A 1805-nucleotide genomic window follows, 5' to 3' on the forward strand; every position below is an offset into this window, starting at 1 on the left:
GCAATAAGTCCTCCAACGCTAGTGCCTGTTATTATTGGAAATAACTCCGTTATAGATTTACCAGTACGCTCCTCTATCTCAGCTAAAACCACTAACTCCGCTATCCCTTTTACCCCTCCTCCTGATAATGATAATATCCGATTACTCTTCACAATATCAGTTTTCTATATTTGATGTTACATTTTGTTCTTTATTGCTCATTTTCTCGCTCCTATCTTTTTTGATAATTTTAATTGATATTTATATAATGTTTTTTAAAATTACTAGTAAGTCATTATTAATAGCTAAATTATTAACTTAATACTCCACCTCGATTAATATACTGCTCTATCTCTTTTGTAATATGGACCTCTATTTCTGCGCTATTCTCTAAAGTCATTTCTTCTTCACTTTCGTTTATCACTTCATCGAACATATCCTCATATCTCTTAGGATTAAGGTCCATTGCTTTGTCATAATACTCCAAAGCCAACTCGTTATAACCAAGACCAGCAAGAGATAGTGCTTTGTTATGATATGCATGATGGTCATCAGGATTTACGCTTATAGCTTTATTATAACATTTGATTGCATCCTCATATTGCTTAAGGCCGTCAAAACTTATTCCCATATTGCAATATGATGAAACACAATTAGGATAAATTTTGATCGCTTTCCTATAACACTCTATTGCCTGAATATACTGCTGATTATTCAAATATCTATCTGCTTTATTGTATAATTTCATATATTTTTTATGTATCTTACGTATGTCTTCTTTTATCATACTACACCTATTATCTTTAATAATTATATTCTATATATTTAAAACTAAAAGTTCCTGATATTCTAGATATAGCATAGCCATAATGATTCTTAAGCCAGTCCGCCATAAATCTTGTTGGCATGGTGAGCGTGAGTAGGCTAGTTTCTGTGCACTCTTTAGCTACAGCTTTCGAAAACCAAGCTTCATCTATGTTATTGCCGTACTGCAGTAATAGCGCCTGCCTTACTTGACGCCATACGCTATCTTGCTTCAGAGAGCTTAAAGGGGTGCTTCTTGGGTTAATGAAATGCGGCTCTGATGTAGATGCACTTTGTGCTTCTTCCATATTTTCTTCTTCCTTCCCTACTACTGCTTCTGATATTTTCAATTCTGTCTTAACTCTATCAAGATAGCAGTTATTATTGCCGTATACTGAACATACTTCTCTCATTAATATCTCTCTTTGCATATCACTTAAAGCTATATTCTCAGGAAGTAATATAGTTAATAACTCCCTACTACTACTTTCTATGAATTGTGCGGTTGTAAGGATTGAATGCGATATCTCAGAGCTAAATCGCCCTGCTATCTTCTTTTTGACCTGTGATATCTTGCAAGTACCACTTGAACTCTCCACCTTGATTAAATACTGCTCGCACTCCAATACTCTTTTTTCCTGCTCGTCTATGTTACAGCTAAATCTAAAGCTTGGATTATTAACACGCGGTCCTTGATGATGCTCGTTCTTTAATGCTTTTATCATGTAGCTTGAGAAGGTAAATTTGTTCTTAAATCTCTTCTCAGGATCTTTGATATAAAGCTTTAACAGTAACTGGTTTGTGAAGTTAGTACTAAATTCTCTATTTGCTTTAAAGTTAAACTCCTTTGCATCTTTCTCTGATAGTGGATAGAAGTACCTGAGGTCTTTATTTTTTCTGTCATTGATTGCTTGAGATTGAGAGGTTGTTTTATTATGGATAACAGTATTACATTTGTTTGGAATGTTTATTTTATTTTTTTATCAGATATATCTTGGATGGTGCTAGAAGCATTTGCAGCA

The 1805-nt window shown here is 33.9% G+C and carries 3 protein-coding genes; all 3 read right to left on the bottom strand.

Going from position 1 to position 1805, the window contains the following annotated elements; genetic code table 11:
- Positions 1 to 155 (bottom strand): patatin-like phospholipase family protein (locus A452_RS10250; RefSeq protein ID WP_193427898.1); only part of this gene is annotated, 155 nt, incomplete at its 3' end.
- Between the two features lie 137 nt (positions 156 to 292).
- Positions 293 to 766 (bottom strand): tetratricopeptide repeat protein, encoded by a 474-nt coding sequence (locus tag A452_RS09120; RefSeq protein ID WP_017208722.1) that lies wholly within the window; start codon positions 764 to 766, stop codon positions 293 to 295.
- A 16-nt stretch (positions 767 to 782) separates the two neighbouring features.
- On the bottom strand, positions 783 to 1508 hold the full coding sequence (locus tag A452_RS08880; protein ID WP_017208723.1) for a DnaA N-terminal domain-containing protein: 726 nt from the start codon (positions 1506 to 1508) through the stop codon (positions 783 to 785).
- Positions 1509 to 1805: the final 297 nt, after the last annotated feature.

This window comes from Rickettsia australis str. Phillips (genome assembly GCF_000273745.1).
Classification (GTDB): Bacteria; Pseudomonadota; Alphaproteobacteria; order Rickettsiales; family Rickettsiaceae; genus Rickettsia; species Rickettsia australis.